This window comes from Polaromonas sp. P1_E1_2, from assembly GCF_056406035.1.
In genome coordinates, this window is the sequence record NZ_JBFUAZ010000485.1 from 1 (window position 1) to 3,311 (window position 3,311).

The 3,311-nt window shown below is 66.2% G+C and carries 4 protein-coding genes; all 4 read right to left on the bottom strand.

The features are described from left to right. A partial coding sequence (locus tag AC1D1P_RS18550) for a PHP domain-containing protein (RefSeq protein WP_477673979.1) occupies nt 1-505 on the bottom strand: 505 nt, incomplete at its 3' end. Nucleotides 506-512: 7 nt separating this feature from the next. Further along, nucleotides 513-1,967 (bottom strand): Y-family DNA polymerase, encoded by a 1,455-nt coding sequence (locus AC1D1P_RS18555; RefSeq protein ID WP_477673980.1) that lies wholly within the window; start codon nt 1,965-1,967, stop codon nt 513-515. Beyond that, the gene (imuA, locus tag AC1D1P_RS18560; RefSeq protein WP_477673981.1) at nt 1,927-2,787 is read right to left on the bottom strand and encodes a translesion DNA synthesis-associated protein ImuA; all 861 of its coding nucleotides are present in this window, start codon (nt 2,785-2,787) and stop codon (nt 1,927-1,929) included. Before imuA ends, AC1D1P_RS18555 begins: the two co-directional genes overlap by 41 nt. Nucleotides 2,788-2,981: 194 nt before the next feature. After that, nucleotides 2,982-3,311: hypothetical protein (locus AC1D1P_RS18565; protein WP_477673982.1), on the bottom strand; the 330-nt coding region annotated here is incomplete at its 5' end.

Sequence of the window (3,311 nt, forward strand, 5' to 3'; positions counted from 1 at the left end):
CCGCCAGCCAGGCGTTGATGCCAAAAAGGCCTGCAGCCCAGTCGCAATGTGCGCAAAGCGCTTCTGTATTGATAGCACTCGCACCTGCTTCATGCAGGGGCGTGAGCAGGATTTCACAGTCGCCCAGCCTGGAGAAATCCGTTTCACCCAGCGCGACGCGGTAGCTGCCTTTTTCGACCACGTCGCCAGCCTTGCGCGCTTCGGTGATGAACTCGCACAGGTTGCCCCAGCCTGCCGCGTTGTGCGGCAGCACCACCAGCCTGAAGGCATCGGGTGCCTGCACCAAAAATTCCGCGCCCGGCAGCAGCTTGAGGCCCAGCTCCTTTGCCACCTCATGCGCCCTGACCACCCCGGCCACCGAACACTCGTCGGTGATGGCCAGCGCCTTGTAACCCAGCTCGGAAGCGCGTTCGGCCAGTTCCTGCGCGTGCGAGGCGCCACGCTGGAAGCTGAAGTTGCTCAGCGCGTGCAGCTCAGCGTAATCAGGAAGTGCGTAGGCAGGCATACGGGCCTCAGGCAAAAAAGCCGTGCAAATACCAGGTGCGTTGCCGGCCGGCCTGGGCGGCAGAGCCCAGCCTTTCGCTGTAAACCCACAGCAGGCCGCCCTGCTGGCTGCGGTAGATGTAGTAGTCGCGGAACGCCCACGGCTTTTCACACAGGCCCGGCTCAGCGCTGCGGTTCTCGTGATCGGCCAGCAGCCATTCGGCAGCCTCCAGCCGCTGCGGCCCGGCCAGGCGCGTCAGCTTGCCCTGATAAACCGGGCTGTTGCCTGCGGCTTGCAATTTCAGCGGTTCGGGCAGCAACCAGGCCGGGTACAAGGCTTCGGCCCGGGCTTCCGAAGAAGCATGTGGAGTGGTTTTTTTTAAGCCTTTTATGGCCCTGGCGCGCATTGGCTGTGCGCAAGCAGCTATTGATTTGATAGCACTTCGGGCACTCACCCAGCGCTGCATCAGCTCGGGCCGGTGGTCGGTGCAAGGTTGCCAGGCTTGCACATTGGCATCGCCCAGGCGGGCGCTGAGTCGCTCGACCAGCTCCACCACGCTGTCGCCCTGCCGGCGCGCTTCCATCAGCAGGCTGCCGGTGGCGGCGGCCGAGTCGGCCAGCAGCTCGGTGGCCAGCGACTGCAGCGTCAGGCTGTGCACCGGCGCCGGCAGCTTTTGCTGCGCCAGGTGCTCTGAGATAAGGCGCGCCACATGGCGCAGGTCTTGGGCGGGCTGGGCCGTGCGAATCTCGAGCTCGCCGGTCGGCGCCACATCGCGGCGTTTGTCCAGGTGCCAGATGATTTTCAGGGCGCAGAGCCCGCTCTGGCGCCCCAGCAGCCAGGCATGCAGGTGGACCAGCAGGCGCTCAACGCCCGCCATCAGCGCAGGCCCATGGGTGACAAGCGCGTTGAGCTCCAGTTTTTCTTCAAAGTGCTCGGGCAGCACTTGCCACTCGTAGTCGTCGGCTACGGTGCCGCGGGCGCGGTCCAGCGCCTCCAGCAGCTCGGCGCCAAAACGCCGCGCCACGCCGTCACGCGGCAGGCGCAGCAGGTCGTCCCAGCTGCGGCAGCCAATGCGCTCCAGCACACCCAGGTGCGGGCGCGCGGCCGTCAACGTGTGCATGGGCAGGTCGGCCACGCGTTTTTTCAACGCGCCGGCCTGATCCTGCTGCAGCCGAAGCCGTCCGATTGCTATCAAAGATGTAGCACCTTGCGCACGTTCCATAAGGGCTGCAACCTGGTTTGATTCAAAAAATAGGTCGATTTTCTGCGCCAGCAGCTGCATCAGCCGCGCCAGCCCGCCAAAGAGGCGCAGGCTGCCCGTTACGTCCATCAGCACCGCTTCATCGACCAGCGCCACGCGCGGCGTGAAGCCCAGCGCCAGGCTGGCCACCGCGCGCTGCAAAGCGGCGGCGTCCAGCACAGACGAGGCCGGTTGCGCCGCGTCAGTGGTGATCGAGATGCGCAATGCGATCCAGCAACGCATGGATGGGACTCCGGGGTGAGGTGACAGGAAGCGAAACCAGCGATGGCAGCAGGATGGGGGCAAGCTCTTCCCGCTTTTGCTCTTCCCGCTTTTGCCGGGCCATGTCGCGGCTGGCCGCCAGCAAGGCCGACAGCCGGGCGGGCCGGGTATCGAGCAGCACCGGCGCGGCCAGCGGCGGGCCGCGGCGCTTGAGCACATGGACCAGCAGGTTGCCGCCCTCCCGCACAGTGCCTTCCAGCAGCAGGCGCAGCGGCGCGGGTGACGATTCGTGTTGGGCCCGCAGCGGCCGGAACACAAACAGCAGCTTGTGGTGCGCATGCGCGGCAATCTGCAGGCGGCGCAGGTGGGCGCTGCGCGCATCGGGCAGCCAGGCCAGCACGGCGGTCACGTCAGCGCACTGCAGCGCCTCTCGCGTGGCCCAGAGCAGCGAAGGCGCGTCACCTGGCTTGCCGTGGATGCTGATGAGCCGCCGCATGTCGATCTGGCGCGCGCCCAGTGCGGGGCCAAATGGCAGGTAAGGCGCGCCGACCAGCGCCGTCAGTTGCGCGCCGGGCTCATCCGGTGTGGCGGGCTGGTTGAGGGCGCGGGCCAGGCCGGGCGCCAGCAAACCCCATTCCTGCAGGCCCGCCTGCGGCAGCAGCACTTCAACCAGCGCGCCCTGCGGCCAGCCGCCTCCCGGCAAGGCCTGGTCGAGCGCTGCATAACCTGTGGCCACCGTCTGCGCACTCGCGCTGCCCAGCTCGCCGGCCCGCCAAACCTGGGCATTCAGGGCGTCGGCAAAGTCCGGCAAAGCGCTGGGCATTGCAGTGAGGGTGGGCATGGAAGGTGGTCCGGATCAAGTCGAATATACTGTATTTATGTACAGTATATGGCTGATTTGACGCCCCGCCAACCCGCTTGAAACCCGGGTACCCCAGTCGAGAATTATTCACCCCGGAGCCGCCGGGAAAACCGGCACTTCCCTGCAAATCAGGGTGCAGCGCGCTTGCCGGCGGTACCGCTGTTCTCGCGCGTCTAGAGTTTTGGCGGGGGTGGCCGGCCCACGTTGTGGGCGCCCGTGTTGGCCGCCTCCCAATACGCCTTGTCCAGCGTGCCGGGGTGGCTCTTGACCGGGGTGCCGACCGGCACATTGCCAGGGCGCTGAACGCCCTCTACCGAGTAGGTTTTCAGCTTGGGTTTCTCGGTACTGGAGGGGTTGAGCGCATGAAACTCGTGCGCCACCTTGGAAGGGTTGTCGGGAGACAGCTTCTGGCCACGGACACTGGCCAGCGTTTCAATGTGCGTCATGCACCGCGTCGTGTACGGGTCGGATGCCTCGCCGTACAGGTGGAACACGCCGTGCTG

Bases quoted from the DNA above. Each gene is read 5' to 3' on its own strand.
- AC1D1P_RS18555 (WP_477673980.1), bottom strand. From the start codon at position 1,967: ATGCGTTGCTGGATCGCATTGCGCATCTCGATCACCACTGACGCGGCG.
- imuA (WP_477673981.1), bottom strand. From the start codon at position 2,787: ATGCCCACCCTCACTGCAATGCCCAGCGCTTTGCCGGACTTTGCCGAC.